1 rRNA gene is annotated in these 1,044 nt (G+C 57.4%); it reads right to left on the reverse strand.

What is annotated here, in order from left to right:
• Positions 1-670 (reverse strand): 23S ribosomal RNA (locus I71_RS00265); the annotation flags it as partial.
• Between the last annotated feature and the right edge of the window lie 374 nt (positions 671-1,044).

A 1,044-nucleotide genomic window follows, 5' to 3' on the forward strand; every position in this document is an offset into this window, starting at 1 on the left:
ATCATCAGGTTCGGGTCTAAAGCATGCAACTCGGTCGCCCTATTCAGACTCGCTTTCGCTGCGCCTCCACCTACCGGCTTAAGCTCGCTGCATACTCTAAGTCGCTGACCCATTATACAAAAGGTACGCCGTCACCCCATGAAGAGGCTCCGACTGCTTGTAGGCATCCGGTTTCAGGAACTGTTTCACTCCCCTTGTCGGGGTGCTTTTCACCTTTCCCTCACGGTACTGGTGCACTATCGGTCACTGAGGAGTACTTAGGCTTGGAGGGTGGTCCCCCCATGTTCAGACAGGGTTTCACGTGCCCCGCCCTACTCGTGGATCGCTTCCGGTTTATCCGTACGGGGCTATCACCCGCTATGGCCCGACTTTCCAGACGGTTCCGGTTATGTAGAAGCAATCACTGGCCTGGTCCGCGTTCGCTCGCCACTACTAGCGGAGTCTCGGTTGATGTCCTTTCCTCCGGCTACTTAGATGTTTCAGTTCGCCGGGTTCGCTTCCCGTACCTATGAATTCAGTACGGGATACCGCCGAAGCGGTGGGTTTCCCCATTCGGAAATCCTCGGATCAAAGCCTGCTCGCGGCTCCCCGAAGCTTATCGCAACGTGCTACGTCCTTCATCGCCTCTCAGTGCCAAGGCATCCACCAGATGCCCTTCAGACGCTTGATCTCAACTCCAACGAAAACGCTTGCGCCACGCGCAGGAACAAGCCTGCTCGCGAGCCGATCGACAGGATCGGCTGTTTCCGCCGTTCGATGCTACTCCCAGCCAGGATATTCTCCCGGCCGAGGAGCGTCCTCGGTCACTTGCACTTCATCTTCACTTGTCCATGATCCCGTCCCTTTCGGGACACAATGACGAGCGCGAAGCGCTCGTCATTGTTCACGTTGCCGTGTTGTGGTTCCTTCCAACGATCCTCGAAGCTGGGCGGTTCGCCTCTACCATCGACACCAGCGGTCCTTCCGGAAACTGGTGGAGGCAGACGGGATCGAACCGACGACCTCCTGCTTGCAAAGCAGGCGCTCTCCCAACTGAGCTATGCC

This window comes from Azospirillum sp. B506 (genome assembly GCF_000333595.1).
GTDB lineage: Bacteria > Pseudomonadota > Alphaproteobacteria > Azospirillales > Azospirillaceae > Azospirillum.